Source organism: Segatella oulorum F0390 (assembly GCF_000224615.1).
Taxonomy (GTDB): Bacteria; Bacteroidota; Bacteroidia; order Bacteroidales; family Bacteroidaceae; genus Prevotella; species Prevotella oulorum.
Window position 1 is genome coordinate 402,317 of record NZ_JH114217.1, and the last position, 13,625, is coordinate 415,941.

General features: G+C 50.8%; 10 protein-coding genes. 1 reads left to right on the plus strand and 9 read right to left on the minus strand.

The features are described 5' to 3' along the window. On the plus strand, positions 1–313 hold a 313-nt coding region (locus HMPREF9431_RS13295; RefSeq protein WP_196794596.1), incomplete at its 5' end, for a hypothetical protein. Between the two features lie 337 nt (positions 314–650). On the opposite strand, the gene HMPREF9431_RS10860 is transcribed toward HMPREF9431_RS13295, so the two are convergent. From HMPREF9431_RS10860 to HMPREF9431_RS10900, 9 genes are all read right to left on the minus strand, one after another. After that, positions 651–2,852 (minus strand): sodium-translocating pyrophosphatase, encoded by a 2,202-nt coding sequence (locus tag HMPREF9431_RS10860; protein ID WP_004381347.1) that lies wholly within the window; start codon positions 2,850–2,852, stop codon positions 651–653. Between the two features lie 486 nt (positions 2,853–3,338). After that, positions 3,339–4,352: an NAD-dependent epimerase/dehydratase family protein gene (locus HMPREF9431_RS10865; protein WP_004381348.1), complete on the minus strand. Its 1,014-nt coding sequence runs from the start codon at positions 4,350–4,352 to the stop codon at positions 3,339–3,341. Continuing rightward, complete coding sequence (locus HMPREF9431_RS10870) at positions 4,349–5,065, minus strand: IspD/TarI family cytidylyltransferase (RefSeq protein WP_004381349.1); 717 nt, start codon at positions 5,063–5,065, stop codon at positions 4,349–4,351. The genes HMPREF9431_RS10865 and HMPREF9431_RS10870 overlap by 4 nt, the downstream gene beginning before the upstream one ends. A gap of 1 nt (position 5,066) precedes the next feature. Continuing rightward, on the minus strand, positions 5,067–5,945 hold the full coding sequence (locus tag HMPREF9431_RS10875; RefSeq protein WP_004381350.1) for a LicD family protein: 879 nt from the start codon (positions 5,943–5,945) through the stop codon (positions 5,067–5,069). A 562-nt stretch (positions 5,946–6,507) separates the two neighbouring features. Further along, positions 6,508–8,154 carry a hypothetical protein gene (locus HMPREF9431_RS10880; protein ID WP_004381351.1) on the minus strand — a complete coding sequence of 549 codons (1,647 nt, stop codon included), beginning with the start codon at positions 8,152–8,154 and terminating at the stop codon, positions 6,508–6,510. Between the two features lie 12 nt (positions 8,155–8,166). Then, positions 8,167–9,177 (minus strand): hypothetical protein, encoded by a 1,011-nt coding sequence (locus HMPREF9431_RS10885; RefSeq protein ID WP_004381352.1) that lies wholly within the window; start codon positions 9,175–9,177, stop codon positions 8,167–8,169. 3 nt (positions 9,178–9,180) lie between these two features. After that, complete coding sequence (locus tag HMPREF9431_RS10890) at positions 9,181–10,221, minus strand: hypothetical protein (protein ID WP_004381353.1); 1,041 nt, start codon at positions 10,219–10,221, stop codon at positions 9,181–9,183. A gap of 45 nt (positions 10,222–10,266) precedes the next feature. Beyond that, a complete protein-coding gene (locus HMPREF9431_RS10895) occupies positions 10,267–13,167 on the minus strand; it encodes a fimbrillin family protein (RefSeq protein WP_004381354.1) in 2,901 nt (966 codons plus the stop codon). A 53-nt stretch (positions 13,168–13,220) separates the two neighbouring features. Next, on the minus strand, positions 13,221–13,412 hold the full coding sequence (locus HMPREF9431_RS10900; protein ID WP_004381355.1) for a hypothetical protein: 192 nt from the start codon (positions 13,410–13,412) through the stop codon (positions 13,221–13,223). Positions 13,413–13,625 lie beyond the last annotated feature (213 nt).

Here is a 13,625-nt window from a genome sequence, read left to right on the forward strand (position 1 = left end):
AAAAATCCATTATTTTTGGACATGCAACCCTGCGGCGCAGAAAAATCCATTATTTTTTGACTTGCAACCCTGCGGCGCAGAAAAAATCCATTATTTTTGGACTTGCAACCCTGCGGCGCAGAAAAAATCCATTATTTTTGGACTTGCAACCCTGCGGCGCAGAAAAAATCCATTATTTTTGGACTTGCAACCCTGCGGCGCAGAAAAAATCCATTTTTTTTTGACTTGCAACCCTGCGGCGCAGAAAAAATTCATTATTTTTGGACTTGCAACCCTCCGGCGCAGAAAAAACTCATTTTTTTTTGACGCTTGACCCTCCGGCGCAGAAAAAATCCATTTTTTTTTGACGCTCGACCCTCGGGCGCAGAAAAAACTCATTTTTTTTTGACGCTTGACCCTCGGGTGCAGAAAAAATCCATTTTTTTTTGACGCGCGAGCCTCCGGTGCAGAAAAAACTCGTTTTTTTTTGACGAAGGGAGGGTGCATGTGATGGTTAAAACCAACCTATCGTATATGGAATAAGGTGGAGCCGAGGGGGCAAACGACTTCGCTTTTGCGCCGGCAAATGTGTCGCTGCCTGTTGATAGAAAAAGGCGCCCGAACATCGTTCGAACGCCTTTCATGGTTTGCAACGGGGCTTGTGCCAGCTTTTATAGGAAAGCGATGGTGAGGCCGGCCATCACAATGCTCACCATCGACATGAGTTTGATGAGAATGTTGAGACTGGGCCCCGAGGTGTCTTTAAAGGGGTCGCCCACGGTGTCGCCCACGACGGTGGCCTTGTGACAGGGCGAACCTTTGCCGCCGAAGTGCCCCTCTTCGACCATCTTTTTGGCATTGTCCCATGCACCGCCGGCGTTGGCCATGAACACGGCTAAGGTGAACCCGGTGGCTAAACTGCCGGCCAGCAGACCCAAGATGCCGGCCACGCCGAGCAGCATGCCCACCACGATGGGGATGGCAATGGCGAGCAGGCCGGGCACAATCATCTCGGCTTGTGCGCTGCGGGTGGAGATTTCTACGCAACGGCCGTAATCGGGTTCCGCCTCATGCGACAGGATGCCTTTGATTTCGTTGAATTGCCTCCTCACCTCTTCAACCATGGCTTGTGCGGCGCGGGCCACGGCACCCATGGTCAGACCGCAGAAGAGGAAGGCCGCCATTGCACCGATAAACACGCCGATGAGCACGCGTGGATTCATGAGGTTGACTTGAAAATAGGCCATGAAGTCGGGCATGGTGGCCGTGTGGGGATCAAACGCTTGGCCGGCCATGTCGATGAAGGTCTGCCCCTTCTCCATGGCACGCACCATGGCCATCTTGATTTCTTCGATATACGATGCCAGCAGGGCTAAGGCCGTGAGGGCCGCGCTGCCGATGGCGAAACCTTTACCGGTGGCGGCGGTGGTGTTGCCCAAGGCATCCAAAGCGTCGGTGCGATGGCGCACTTCCTCGCCCAAACCGCTCATCTCGGCATTGCCGCCGGCATTGTCGGCAATCGGTCCATAGGCGTCGGTAGCCAAGGTGATGCCGAGGGTTGAGAGCATGCCCACGGCGGCAATGCCAATGCCATAGAGACCGGTGGCAATAGCATCGGCGCGCATGTCCAAATTAAATCCGTTGGCAAAAAGATAGCTCAGCATGATGGCTATGGCAATGACGAGCACGGGGATGCAGGTGGAGATCATGCCGGTGCCCAAACCTTTGATGAGCACTGTGGCGGCACCTGTCTGGCTGGCTTCGGCGATGCGTTGGGTGGGACGGTAGCTCTGCGAGGTGTAATATTCGGTGGCCTGCCCGATGATGACGCCGGCCACCAAGCCGGTCAGAACCGAGAACGCCAAGCCCAGCCAGTTGCTCATACCCAACAGATAGAGGATGGCAAACGAGGCCACGGCGATGAGCGCTGCACTGACGTTGGTGCCCATGCCCAAGGCGCGCAGAAGGTCTTTCATCGAAGCGCCTTCCTTGGTGCGCACCAAGAAGATGCCGATGAGCGAAAGGAAGATGCCCACGGCGGCAATGAGCATCGGTGCAATGACGGCACGCAGCTGAAGGTCGGGCGACAGCGCGAAGGCCGTGGCACCTAAGGCGGCGGTGGAGAGGATGCTGCCGCAATAGCTCTCGTAGAGGTCGGCGCCCATGCCGGCTACGTCGCCCACGTTGTCGCCCACATTGTCGGCGATGGTGGCGGGGTTGCGCGGGTCGTCTTCGGGAATATCGGCTTCCACCTTGCCCACCAAGTCAGCGCCCACGTCGGCCGCTTTGGTATAGATGCCGCCGCCAACACGTGCAAACAGCGCCTGCGTCGATGCGCCCATGCCGAAGGTGAGCATCGTGGTGGTGATGGTTACAAGTGCCAAGGGCGAGTCGGCATAGACGGCGTTGAGGATGAAAAACCACAGCGCGATGTCCAACAAACCTAAGCCTACCACCACGAGCCCCATGACGGCGCCGCTGCGAAAGGCCACTTTCAACCCCTTGTCCAAGCCCTTACGTGCAGCATTGGCCGTGCGTGCCGAAGCATAGGTGGCGGTCTTCATGCCAAAGAAACCGGCCAAAGCCGAGAAGAAACCGCCGGTGAGGAAAGCCACGGGCACCCAGGGATTTTGTATCTTCAAGTAATAGGCCATGAAGGCAAACAGCACAGCGAGCACGACGAACACCGCACCCACCACTTTGTATTGCTGCTTGAGATAGGCCATCGCGCCCTTCCTGACATGCGAGGCAATCTCAATCATGCGTTCATTACCCTCTTCTTCTTTCATCATTTGGCGGAAGAAGTACCACGCCATACACAGGCTTGTCACAGATGCTATCGGCACAAGCCAAAAAACGGTTGGAATTGTCATTATAAAATCTCTGTTTTAAGGTTCGTTATTTGTTTGTCAATGCCACGAAGTTATCAAATTAATCGTTAGTGGGCCTTGTTTTTAGATAGTTTAACGCGAATGGACTTGTCAGAAGGCCCGTGAACGATAATTCGATTTGGGGAACGATAGTCCGAAGCTCCGGACACCTTCATCCGATTTGGGGAATGGTTAGCATAACCTTATGCTCGCGTCAACCGAAATGGGGAAGTGCTGTCATAACCTTATGCTCGCATCAACCGAAACGGGGAAGTGCTGGCATAACCTTATGCTCACATCAACTGAAACAGGGAAGTGCTGGCATAACCTTATGCTTTCATCAACCGGAACAAGGAATGGTTAGCATAACCTTATGCTTGCGTCAACCGAAACGGGGAAGTGCTGGCATAACCTTATGCTCGTGTCAACCGAAACGGGGAAGTGCTGGCATAACTTTATATTAGCGTCAACCGAAACGGAGACATTCGGCTAACGGATATAGGCTTCGAGCGTCTTTTGCAGTTTTTCCTGCCATGTTCCCTCAATCGTGAAGCCCAGACTTTGTAGCTTTTCGGTGTTGAAAGTGGCTAAGGTGATGGGTGTGCCACCTTGCTTTTCGGTTGCCGATGCTTCGGCCATCACCACGCGTTTCCCACTCAACGCGGCCAAGGTGTCGGCCAGCTGGCGGATGGTGAACACCGAGTTGGGGTCGGCCACGTTATAGGCTGCTGCGCGTTCGCCCTTCAACAGCACATAGAGCAGGGCGCGAACGGCATCGACCACGTAGCACCAAGAGCGCAACTGCTGCCCCGAGCTCTTTAAAACCAGGTTGTTGCCGGCCGCGATGTTGCGTAGGAATTGGGCGTAGACGCGGTTGTCGTGCTCGGTGAAACGCGGTCCATAAACATGGCAGAGGCGTGCGATAACCACGTCGGCTCGGTGTTCGGCAGCATAAGCCACGCACAAGCTCTCGGCCGCACGTTTGGCCGAAGGATAGCATGCGCGTGGCGTGGCGCAGTCCACATAGCCACTGTCATGCTCGGAGAAGTTCCCCGCTCCCTCGCCATAAATCTCGCCCGTCGACACGTAGAGAAAGCGTTGCATGCCGTGAAGCAGCCCATAGTCCAACAGGTTTCTCACACCTTCGAAGTTCGAAAGCATCACCTCCACAGGCTGTGTGGCAAAGCTTTTTGGATTGGCACTGCTGGCCGTATCGAGGATATAGTCGAAGGGCTGTGCGCCCTGGATGGGCTGACACACGTCCATCTGCACGAAATGGAACCGTGGGTTGTCGGCATAAGCCGCAAACCATGCCGCAGCCCGCTCAGCATTCCTCCCCGCTGCATATACCTCAATGGGCACGGGCAAGGCCAATAATGCTTCTACAAGGGCAGCCCCAACCAAGCCCGTCGCACCGGCCACCAACACCGATTTGCCCGCTATCTGCGCCCAGGGCAACGGCTCCTGAGCGATGGCGCGCAAGTCTTCCGCATAGCTTTTCATTTCAACCATGTGTCTTTCTGCGTGTGCATCAGCGCCTTTAAAATCTCCAAATCCTCAACAGTTGTGATTTTAATGTTGCGCTCCGATCCCGGAACGATATACATCTTGTGGCCACCCAGTTCGGCCATCAACGTGCATGTGGCCACCGAATTGGTGATGCCGCGTTGCTTGGCGGCCTCGTGTGCAGCAAGAAGCTCGCCCAAAGGGAAAGTGTGGGGCGTTTGGGTGCGAATGAGTTTGTCGCGCGGAATACTTTTTTCGGCGTTGAAACCGTCGTCGCTCACCAAGATGGCCTCCCGACATTGAATGCCCGTGATGGCGTTGCCGAAGCGTTTACACGTGGCAATGTTCGACGAAATGATGTCTTGCGACACCAACGGGCGCACACCATCGTGCACCAGAATGAGGTCATCGTCGTTGCATCCCTCGGCCTTCAGCCCATAGATGCCGTTGTGAATCGACTCCATCCCCGTTTCGCCGCCTTTGAAAATCCACCGCAGTTTGGTAATCGAAAACTGGTTGGCATACGAGCGCAACACCGTTTCCCAACCTTCCAAACACACCACTGCAATGGCTTCAATGTCGGGATGGCGCTCAAAAGCCTTCATCGTGTGCACAATAATCGGACAATCGTCCACGTGTATAAACTGTTTGGGAATCTCTTGTCCCATGCGGTTTCCGCTGCCGCCGGCAATCAATAATGCATAATTCATGTTACTTTATTTGATGTTTTACTTCTGCGAACGACTTGCGCTCATTCAAATTAAAATAGGCTTTGGCGTGCTTGGCCACACGTTCTGCCTCGGGTGGCAACTGCATGTAGTCGCCGAAATAGTGGCTCAGATAAGCGTCTGTGCATTGGGGCAGCGCCACTTGCAGCCCTTCAAACGTGCCCATAATCTGCGTTTCAACCCATGATTTGGGAAAGATTTCACGCGCCCCATACGAACCCGCATACACCACCACGCGCTCACCATGGTCGAAAGCATAGCTGCTGCTGATGGCACTCATCTGCTTGAGCAACCGTTGGCGATAGCCTTTCCGCCACAGAAAACCTATCGTCTTGTAACAAAACTGCCCCCATTGCTGCGGCTGAGCCAACAACCCCATGTATTTAGCAAACGAATAGTGATGGCTGATGGCGCTCAACCGGTTTTTTAGCCGCTGATAACGACGCAGCAACTGCAGGGCCTCAGCGTCATCGTTAGGCGCGCCATCCACAGGAAAAATGTCGATATACAGCCCCGTCAGGCACGGAATCTCGGCAAATTCGACGAGCGTCGTGTGCGCATTGCACAACTTAAGCGAAGGTAGTGGATAGGCATCATCGCTTTCAGGCCCTATCAACTCATAGTCCTCCACAGGCTGCTCATGCCACAATTGCCTGAACCTTTCGTAGTCGGGACGCGGCATGCACACGTCAATATCATCATCCCAAGGTATCATTCCTTGATGGCGCACGGCACCAATAGCCGTCCCACCCGCGCAAAAATAGCGCAACTGATGACGCGTACAAAACGAGATAAAGGTGGAAAACACCTCCACAAGTATGCCATTCCACCGCGGCTGCTCTTGCTTCGTTACTTCTTGCATAGCTGCAAACTTACATAATTTTCTTGATATGCACGGGACATTCTTGCCGAAAATCTGCATTTCTATGTTTGAAAACACCTTATAGAATAAAACATCATGAGAATTGTTTGCTAACAGTCGTGCCTATTACTTCCTTTTGCAAAAGATTGTCGTTGAGAGATATTTCCTCTGGTCGATTACAACAAACCTCATAAAAGTACGATTTTTCGCACACAAAACTGAAACATGCCCACAAAAATTGCCCATTTCCCATTTCTTTTCGTTTGAATATGCCGGTAGAGCCTTCTCCCGAACACATTTCTGCGTTTGGGTGGTTGGCAGAGGCATTGCCCATCTGTTGCTAACCTGTCAATCTCGGCGCGATTGCACGTTTGATAGCTTCCACTAAACGATGTGGTATGCCATTACCATGATGGGGTTGTCTTGTGCGCATGACTGGCGTGACGTAAGGGGCAAATAGAGCGTGCACGTCCGTGAAAGAATCTAAGGCGCTGCAACTATAAACAAAGGCGCCACAGATTTCGTTGTGGCGCCTTGAGTTATTATTATTTAGCATGCTATGCTATTGTACGGGATACATCACGGGTAGAAGCGTATTCTTTGCGGCCTTCTTAATAATTAATGGTGATTTATACTCACTTGTTTCCGGCAACAAGAAAGATAGTATATAAGCATCGCCTCCTTGTCCACTTGATAACCAGTAAGAGCAGTCTCGATTGCCACCATATATACCACGGTTGTCCCAATAATGTGCCCCTCTATATTTATTATCACTACCCCAAGGGGAATTACCTGCTCCCGGTAGGAAAAAATAATTGCTAACACTCTCATAATATTTATCACCATATTCATCCTGCCACACAAAAGTACTTTGATCTTCCCACTTGGCTATCTGGGCATTGCTGATACTAGAATATATAGTTCCTGTACCATGTGATGCTGCATACTCTGCGGCATTTCTGCCATTCTGATCCTTTACAGCCATATAGTCAAGGCTGACATGATGCTGTCCGGCTATTGCTGACAGTTTTTTTATCCACATTCCACCATATCCTTGTTCACCATTGATCGTCCAAGGCGTGAGCCTATCAATAAATGTTGTAGCAGTTGTATACCATGATGCTTGTGCAATATTGGGTGCCGATTTTGCAGAATGTTGTGCTACCTGATAGCCACCAAGCTCATTATACCAACGGGAGTCGGTATTGCTGGTTGGTTTGTCAAGCGGCGCTCCAATATACTGTGGTACGCCTGCATAAACATCATCGATAGCATCCCACATGTAATACTTTACACCAAAATTCATCGCATTTAGGTTGGCATAAATATCAGTCATAGTGTTCGCACGATAATCGCGTGCAGCCATTTTCTTGGTAAACTTCATCGGCAAAGCCATCTGTGGCGATGTGTAATAATAATCAATCGACAATGTGTGCACTCCTGGCATAATCACAAAGTAAGCGGCATTGAGGGCTTGGTTGGGGACATTGTTTTCTAATGAGAAACCATTGCCTCCATTGAGGGCGTTCTCAATCTGTGTGCCTAAGTTGGTGCCTGCTGCGAATTTACTTGCCGCCACATCAAACGTGCCCGTGATGGCATTATCAGAACGTACGACGATTTTGGTAACCTTTGCGCCAGGACGGATGACTTCATTGTTGCAATAGGGCAGAATGCAGAGATAGGCGGGAAGATGGCGCAAGCTGAGATTATAGATACCGGCTTTGTTGGCATCGCGATAGGCCACGCCCTCGGCACAGTCGCCCACATATTGCAAATGGTCGGTGTTGTTGGGTACGCCTTGCCATTGCGACGGATGGATGGTGACATGTCGGCCATCGGTGCGCGTGGTATGCCCCAAATAGTTCACTTGATAGGTGGCATCGTTGTAACCAGCAGGGAAATAGAACTTTGCCCAGGGCGATACGCCCGTGAGGTTGTTGCCCATACTGCCAATGCGTGCATCGGCAGGTGTGCGCAACCAAAGTTTATCATCGGGAATCCAGTTCACCACGGCACCACCATTGGGTACATGCCCCGTGATGGATACGCGTGTGGTTGGCGTCTCTTTAATCACAAAGGTGGTGCAGTGTGTGGTATCAATTTTCGCTACGCTTGCGTTGGCATCGTCGGCCACCTCGCTATTGCAACTGCCCAACAGCATGATGGAAACTGCTGCTGCCACCATTAAAAATATGTTTCTTTTCATTGTCTTGTCGTTTTATTGATTAAATGAACCATCCCATTGCTTATCAGTTTCCACTTCTACTCCTGTACCTTTTTTAGCCGTTGCCACACTTCCACCGGCACCAATATTTTCGTTGTTGCTGTTATAATAGTTGGCTACATCGGCTACAATGTTGGTCATGGTGTTGGGTTTATAGTCATAATTCCCCAATACGCGAACGGCACGGAAGTCGCCTTTCGATGTAGTGATATTCATTTCGAGTACGAGATTATGAATACCGGGAACCAGTACGATGAAGATGGCATTTAAGGGCTTATTGATAGCGGCGTTGTTCACGGGGAACCCTGTATTGCCCACGCCTAATCCTGATTCAATGTAGGTGCCTAAGTCGCTGCCGAAGCTGGTATCGAGGCCATGCATGGCGATGTCAAACTTGCCTGTGATGGCGTTGTTAGAATAGATGCGTACCATCTTTAACATCGCACCATTACGTATTGACTCGTCGGAGCAATAGGGCATGATGCAGAGATAAGCAGGCAAGCGGGTGAACTTTACATCGTAGACGCCTGCCTTGGCTGCATTGCGATAGGCTACACCAAAGGCACAATCGCCCACGTAGCGAATGTGGTCGTTGTTGTAGGGATAGCCTTGCCACTGTGAGGGATTGATGGTGACATAACGGCCATCAGTGCGTGAGGAGTGACCCAAATAGTGCACGCCATAGGTGGCATTATTGTAGCCTGCAGGGAAATAGAACTTAGCTTGCTGTACCACTGCACCTGCTGCAATGTTGTTGCCGATGCTGCCCACGCGATCATTTTCAGAGACGTGGAGCCATAAGCGGTCGTCTTGCTGCCAGTGAGGCGTCCAAGTGTTGTTGTTGTTATCCCATATATATGGATTTCGTGTGAGACCACCATCGCGTGCCATGAAGGTGGTGTATTGGCTCTCATCGATTGGCTGGGTGACGCTGTCACTTACATCGTTGGCACAACTGCAAAAGAGTAATGCGGCAGTAGCCCATAAACCTATATTTCTTTTCATATATTATTTACTTTCTTTGTTGAACAATGTTTCCCAATTTTTGTGTGTACGCACTGTGACACCTGTTTGTTTCTTCGAAAATGCAATCGTTCCGCCATCGCCAATCAAGTTGTTGTCAGCATTATAATAATTGGCCACGTCGGCCACGATGTCGGTCATTGTGTTGGGATGATAGTCGATGTTGTTGAGTGTTTTAACAGCTCGCAGCGTCTGTCCAGGGATTTTGGGCGACGTGAAATCGAAGGTCAACGTGAGCACGTGCCAGCCTGGCAACATCACCGTGAAGATAGCATTGCGGTTTTGGTCTTCCGTGGCATTGTCAACCGAGAAACCATTGCCTCCATTGAGCACCATGTTGATGTTATTGCCTAAGCCTTGGGCGTGGGTTCTGTCGAAGAGACCATAGCGACCCACATCAAACTTCCCGCGCAAGGCGTTGTCGGCCGTAATGGTTACGCTCTTGAGGATAGCGCCTGTGCGGAGATCGGGGTCAGAACAATAGGGCATGATACAGAGGTAGGCAGGCAAGCGGTGCATGCGCACAGTATATTGTCCTTGCACTATGCGTGTAGCCGTCCCTTCGGCGCAGTCGCCCACATTCTGCAGGTGGTCGGTGTTGTTGGGTGGATATTGCCATTGATATTCACCAAACGTTACGAAATAACCATCGGTGCTATTTTGGTTGCCTAAATAGTTCACTTTATACTGTGGCTGATCGAAGTCGTAGGTGAAATAGAATTCGGCTGTGGGCGAACCTGTCGTGAGGTTACTTGTGACACTGCCGATGCGCAGGTTGTCCAAGATATAGAGCCACAATTTGTCGCCGGGTTGCCACCAAACATCGGCACCGTTGTTGAGTGTATGGTTGATGATGTAGTGTGAGCGTGTCATCCCATCATTTACCGTGGTGAGTGTTGTATATTTCGATTTGTCAATCTTGCCTACTTCGGTCTTGTCAACAGGCAAGTTATCGTCGCTGTTGCAGGCTACCAAGAGTAGCGCTGCCACAGCAAACGAGATTATTAAACTAAAACTTCTTTTCATTGTTAAGAATGATTTAATCATTGATAATTTTATGGCGCATGTGTCTTACCAGCGAATGACACCGCCACTTTGCATGCGTTCGTTGGTAGCGCCATGCTTGTTGGGACGCTCGTAGGCTGGCCAAATGGCATAAGCCATCGAAGCATGGTCGTTGCCTTTAGGCATAATGAAATTTTCGGTGATGACGAAGTCACAGCCCGTGTTGCCACTCAATGGAATAGCGGTCCAATAGGTGCCTTGTGCAGCTGGTACAAAGTTACCCGAAGAGTGATCCAAAGCTCCCGTTGCGCCGATAAAGAGCAACGGTGTTTGTGCATCGGCTGTTTTGAAGAACCAGCCATTGTGCCAGCCTCGATAGCGGCGCACATTGTATTCGGATGGCGTGTTTGAATTTTCACCCGTTGTGGTAAAGCCGGTGAAGGCCAGCGATGTGGGCATTTCGAAACCTGCAGGACAAGGGTCGTAGATGGTCTTTATCACCTCGTTGCCATTGAATGAGGCCTCACAGTTATTCATCGACCACAGGTTAAGATAAGACGTATCCTTCGTCCATCCCCATTCATTCCCCGTACCTGCAGCACTGTTAACCATCGGGAACATCACCCATGGGAAGAGTGCACCAAAGCCCACTGTTCGACCCCCATAAGCATTGGAAGCATTCCATGTTACATATTGTCCGTGCCCAGGGAAGGGGTCTTTACGGCCAAACTGATAAAGCATGGGGCTGAAGTCGCGAATGATTTCGGCCTTGTGTGTGATGGTGACATAGGCCACACTGGGTTGGCTGGCGTTTCCTATGTTGGGTTTGAGAGTGAGACGCACTTTGCGGTCGTCCAGGTAGCTGGTCTCACGCCAGTCCACATAGCGGTTGCCCAGCGCGCGACGCATGATTTTATAATAAGCGCCAGAGTGGAGCTTAACGATGACTGGCTGCACATCTTTCTTTTGTGCAAACCACAAATGATAGGACCACATGGTTGTGTTGCCAACGTTACAAACATTGATGGTAACATTGCCACTTTGAATGTTCTCGCGTGTCACGTGGAAAGCGATGAACATGTTTTTGCCCGAGCCTTGAATGGTGAATGCGCCATTAGGTTCACTCGCATTGCCTTCAATGGGGCTGGGGAGAATGTCGCTCCATGAATAATGTGCTTGCGTCACGGGTGTGGTGGCTCTTGAGGGATATAATGTGGAGGGTGCCATCTGCTCGTTGATGTAAGGACTCGTGATGAGTTTATCCTCGTGGTCGACAAGATGCTCCATCACTGCCAACTTTGCAGGAACGGCAGGGAATGGACGCACACCATTATAGAGATAAGAGAATTTGTTGACACTGGTACCATTGAGTCCTTCTACACCCGTGCTGGCTTTCACACCATTACCATAAGCTAAAGGTATGCGATAATAGCCTGGTGCAGAGATAACATAGCAGTTGGCTGTCTCAATGTTAAGGTCGCCACCATCAATGGGGTTGGCCAAGTTCCAATACCTCGTTGGGCTTCCCACTTCGGGTGCTGCTTTCAATTCTTGGTTATAAATGGCTTTTTTATCGATAAGCGCTTCGGGCTGAACCGTGGTGTTGCAAGCCTGAGCCGCACCATTGGCATCGCCCAATCCTTGTATGATTAAATTGGTGAGCCATGCAGGACGAGTCATATTTAAATCTTCCCATTGCTCTGTATCGGGGTTCATTGCCTCCATTTTCGTCACCTTCCAAGCTACGGGTTGTTTAATCGTTCCATTTTCACGCCAGCTGATTACGTGGAAAGGTTTTGGTGTAGCTTCATTGTAAGCAAACTCTAAGCTGGTCTCGGGCACTGTGAAGTGATACTGCCAATTAGAGTTGCTTTGCGAGAGTTTATATTCACTGGTGGTGCCGGCTTCCCATTGTCCTTTGAGACGAATGGTGAGTTTATGCTTCTTGTTGTCGGGTGTGGTGTAGTAAATCATCGCCTTCACGTTTTGCCCGTCCAGCTGTTGGGGCAGCATGTAGAACGTGTAGTTGCGACCATCGGTGCCTGCAATGGCTGCATTAGGGGTCTGCGACACGGCAATGCTCACGCCATCGAGGCTGTTAACTTGTGAACGATCGGTGGAGGAATAAGCCCATGTGCCTTGTGCTATGGGCATATCCGACATGGTGTAGCGACCTTTACTGAGCGCACCTGTGATTTCAATCTTGGTGATGGTGCCCAACGAAAGGTTGTCGCCCACCGAGAATTTCACAGCTGTGAGGGCGTGTTGAAATTGCAAACTCGTGGCTGGTGCATCGCCCTGAGACACATATTGCGCATCGTTTGATCGTGCAATCATCAAGTCCTTCATGTTTTGCACGTTGGCCTCGACTTCAAAATCCACATAAGGTGTAGGCAGATGGCCTGCTGGCGAGAGCGCTATCTTGCTGTAGGAACTGGTCACTTCGGGATAAACGGCGAAGAAACGTCCCCATGGCTTTTGCCATGTCCAGCGGTGAAGGTTGTCGAGTGTTCCGTCGCCTTGCGTGGGTTCGCAGTCAAACCATTGGTTGGTCATGGCTGTTCGTGCTGTTCCATTCATGCCCGATGAGGAGAAACGGCCACGCGTCCATGCCACAACAGCACGTGTGCCTGGTGTGGGAGTAACGGGGTTTACGCCCTCAACAGTGGTTTGCACCACTTGATAATCAGGGTTGTCGGTAGGCAACACTTTGGTTTCGAAGACCGAAGCGGCTACGGGTTCGGGCATAATCGAGCGTGTGAGGCCTGCAGCTCGCTTGGCCGAGGCTTCTGCCTGACCATCGGTGACATTGAAGCGCACGGCATCCGAAACGCCTTTCTTTCCATTTCCCGCCGCGTTATCTTCGTCAACGCAGGCCGTTGTTGTCAAAGTTGCCAGCACCACAAAAGTCCATGCAGCCTTTCGACAAGGGCATGCAAAAAAGCGTTTAATTACATAATGATTCATCTTCCGTTCTTTTTCTGTTGTTTTATGCTTCACAATAGAGCGCTGTTTCCACACTATGGCAACTCTTCGTCGCCTTCTTCATCATACTCGCCATCGCGATGTTCTGACTCGTGTTCGGTGATACCGCCGCCTTGTCCGGGATGTACTCTCGGACTTTCGCCCAGCAGCAAACTTTCCATGGGCACGGCAATAATACTGCATGCGGGTGTCGTGTAGGCCCGCTTACCATTTGTTTTTCTTTTCATTACCTTATATATATTATACTTTATTGTTTGTTTCGTTGGTTATTCCCGCCTTAATTCGCGTAGGCATCCACACAAAAAGGGTATACAAGAAGTTCTTGAAAAACTTCTTGTATACCCTTTGTTTAAAAGAAATATTTTTGTATATTACGCGCGCATCGCGCGTGTAAATTATAAGATGTGAGCGGTCGCTCGAATGTGTGTGTGTGTGTGTGT